This window comes from Chamaesiphon sp. OTE_75_metabat_556 (assembly GCF_031378165.1).
In the GTDB taxonomy this organism is placed as follows: domain Bacteria; phylum Cyanobacteriota; class Cyanobacteriia; order Cyanobacteriales; family Chamaesiphonaceae; genus Chamaesiphon.
In genome coordinates this window covers 1-3011 of sequence record NZ_JANNDR010000167.1, presented here as the reverse complement: position 1 = coordinate 3011, position 3011 = coordinate 1, and the positions used below count along the sequence as shown (strand labels likewise).

The 3011-nt window shown below is 46.7% G+C and carries 2 protein-coding genes; one reads left to right on the top strand and one right to left on the bottom strand.

Translation table 11 applies throughout. The features are described from left to right. A partial coding sequence (locus RMO27_RS07125; protein WP_309730940.1) for a dynamin family protein occupies window positions 1–2404 on the bottom strand: 2404 nt, incomplete at its 3' end. A gap of 149 nt (window positions 2405–2553) precedes the next feature. On the opposite strand from RMO27_RS07125, the gene RMO27_RS07120 reads away from it, so the two are divergent. Then, window positions 2554–3006, top strand: coding sequence for a hypothetical protein (locus tag RMO27_RS07120; RefSeq protein ID WP_309730939.1), 453 nt, complete (start codon window positions 2554–2556; stop codon window positions 3004–3006). Window positions 3007–3011: the final 5 nt, after the last annotated feature.

Genomic DNA, 3011 nt, shown 5'->3' with positions numbered 1-3011 from the left:
GACTCAATGTTGGCAACCGATGTCTGTCTAGTTGCATAGCTTCCAGACAGCTATTAATCCCCTCCACAGCCTCATTAAAAACACCGATCCGTTGCTCTACTTCTGCTAATTGGCGTTGATTTTGGCGAATCTTTTCTTCAGCTTCTTTTTCCAATGCTTTCGCTAAATAAGCACGGGCGCGATCGTATTGGCCGAGGATTTGTTCGGCTTGGAGATTGGCGATCGGTAATAATTGATTGTTGAGAGATTGATTGATGACTTGACGGAACGATCGCATCACAGTTTCGCGCACCTTTTCCTCAAAGTCGATCTTTAATAACTGGCGAATTGTTGGCTCGGCTTCGATCATATTGTAATGATCGTAACCCCGACAGGCTTGCTGTAAAGTTTGGCGTAATTGGAATAGCGAAGATGTCCCTTCGGTAAAAAATTCGGGACGTTCGCGGACATAGCGATCGCATTCTACTCGTGCGGCATTAATTAGGGCACTAGAGACGATCGTTTCTAAATGTTTGAGATTTTGTTCGATATCGCTGTCATTACCGAGTAATCGATAGAGATTGCGATAATATTCTTGCTTTTGAATTTGGGTAATTAATTGCTGGAAGAAGTTGGCAACTAATTCAGCAACGGCGGCAACTAATACTTCTTCTAAACCATTGGATAGGTAATAGAAGGCTTCACTTAAGATCCCAATTAGTGGGACGACAGAATTGCGGCGGTGGCTGGCTTGGGCTTGTTGGTGGACGTGGCTGACTGAGAAGGTGGTGAGCAATTCATCCAAACGACTGACCATTTTGGCTTTGAGTTTGGTGAAATCTGCCTCGAAAGCCATGTTAGTATTGCTGGCGACGACTTCATTGACGATCGATTGAATATGTTGGGTAAAATCATCACCGACATCTTTGAGCTGTTTGCTCAGAAGCTGAATTTCTTGCTCTTTAATCGCATTGGCATCTTGAGGTTGGGCTTTGAGATAGTGCCAGCTTTCGAGATAATTGCGGCGGAGATTGATACAGATCGGTTGGAGATCGTCAGCGAGATTGACGAGTAATAATGGGCGTTTTTCTTCCATCAGATAGCGGGTGATCGCAGTCCGAAATTCTTCGATGCCGCTATCTTTGATGAGTTGCTCGACTAAACCGCGTCCCTGTTCGCCGAGAATTCTGACATAGTTTTCGGTGGCTGATTCGTAGCTGCGGACATCTACCCGAAATCGATCGACAGGCAACTTGCCAGAGATCGAACAATAGCGATTGAACTCGTTGACAAATTGAGGCGTTTGTTCGCTATCAGGGGTGACGCTGGCAGCAAAGAAAGAATTTAGTCCAAATCTGTCACTTGCACTGGTTTGGCGGAGTTGACTGCCCCAGAAGCCTAATAAGCCACTGGTTTTATAGACACGCTGGGAATCGCGGAATTGTTCGCCGATGAGAGTATCTAATCGCTGACGTAGTTGGGAATTGTACCAGGTTTCATCGATGCGATTGAAAATGTAGAAGACTCGATCGCGAACGCCGGGATTTTGACGAATCCGTTCGAGCATTTCGGTTTCTTCGGTTGTCATATCCCCAGCCGCAGCGGGTTTCAAGACGCAGACGACAGCGGAGGTATCGGGGTTTTCGATTTTGGTGTAGGTGAGTTCCGCATCCCGTTTGACTGGCGCATCGATCCCAGGAGTATCAACGAGGACGTTGCCATCTTGGAGCAGGGGATGGTGACAGTAATACTCTACCCGTCGCAATACCGCGCTATTACTACCCCGTCGGGCATAGCTGGCAGCTTCCTGGAGGTTTTTAAAATCAAATTGCTCCATCGATAGGGTGCGGTTGGTGGTTTTGTCGATGTATTTTTTATTATCAACAAAACCTTGAATTAAGAGTTTAAATGCGGAAGCTTGTTTGGCTCGCTCTGACTTGCTTTCGCCCCCTTCTTGCTGAATGATGGCGATACAAGAATCGCGAAGCGTATCCATCAAACTTTGTTCTTGTAATAGTAAATTCGCCTGTTGCGGGTCGTGCAAATTCAAGCCTAACTTTTTACCTAATAGCTGCACCTGACTCAAAACTTCAGCCTCAGATAGAAAAGTCAGCACTACCCGCTCCTGCTCCGGCTCGGCGTAGGCAATTTGGCATTCTGTCCCCGTGGCGTGTCCCTCCGCGCTGTAGAGCAATTCTCGCTCTAGCAGGGCATTGATTAGCATCGACTTACCCGCACTAAATGCGCCAGCAAACACAATCTCAAAAGTAGGTGCGATCGCTTTTTTGAGCGATGCGCGCACGGCACTGGTGTCCACTCGCGCTTGCAAAGTCGGCTCCTGCTTGAGGAGATCGAGCACGGAATCTACCTGTGCTTGCAGGTTTTGGCACTGGGGCAGGGTATTGGGACTAGGGTGAGAAGTCATAAATTCGGGGTGAGGGTAATTGAGCTGGTGGCGAGATCTGAAGCTATCTAGCCACTAGCATTTAGATTACCCAAACTGACTGCCATATCTTACAAGCTCGATCGCCAATATTACAATTTCGGGGTTCGATCGAGTTGATAAACTAGGTAATGAGCGATCGAATCATCATGAATATTCCCGACGACATCTATTTTTGGTACGACGATACAGCAGATTTTTGGTGGCGTAGCATATCGGCAAATCCTGATGGTACCGACGTGCGAGTTGATGGCAAAGATCGGCGTTGCAATCCCAATCTTCAACCACTCTCCCGTTATATCGATGCTAATTTCGATCGAATCGAACCCCGCATTATCGAGTATTTGACCCAGATTCAAGAGATTAAAATCGAACATCATCCGGCTTCAGATCTCAGTGAGTGTCAAGAATTACGCGATCCTAGTCAGTGGCAAATCTTAGAGATTGAGCTATTGGATATCGATCGATTCGACTGTTATGAAGTCGTCTGTCACAATACTAGTAATTGGAGTTGGCTGTATGTTTGCTTCTTGGTATTGATCCAAAGAGATGTACCGATTGGGGTACGCGGTCGATATTGGTGAGATTG

What these genes read in the sequence shown, in the direction of transcription:
- RMO27_RS07120 (WP_309730939.1), top strand. Translation starts at nt 2,554, where the DNA reads ATGAGCGATCGAATCATCATGAATATTCCCGACGACATCTATTTTTGG.